The 261-nt window shown below is 21.1% G+C and carries 1 pseudogene; it reads right to left on the bottom strand.

Going from position 1 to position 261, the window contains the following annotated elements:
- Positions 1–261: pseudogene (locus Q4528_RS14405) on the bottom strand (PH domain-containing protein); the annotation flags it as partial.

Raw genomic sequence — 261 nt, 5'->3', positions numbered from 1 at the left:
AATTATATCTAATTCTTTAAGTTCTTTATTAAATATTCCTGTAGTCAATATGAAATGATTGTTCTATATCCAATACCGAGTATTATATACTTTTAAAATTTGACCAATAAACGATATTAAGAAATAGATAGTTAATAATGCAGGAACAATATATTCACGTAAATTAGTAAAATCAAAATCTTTAAAATTAAAAACTAAATAGATAATGATAACTATAAAATTTTGTTTGAAAGCTTCTATCAATCCGGAAACATATGATAT

The sequence above is a fragment of the Staphylococcus pasteuri genome, assembly GCF_030547725.1.
Taxonomy (GTDB): Bacteria; Bacillota; Bacilli; order Staphylococcales; family Staphylococcaceae; genus Staphylococcus; species Staphylococcus pasteuri.
This window is presented reverse-complemented; position numbering and strand designations above follow the sequence as displayed.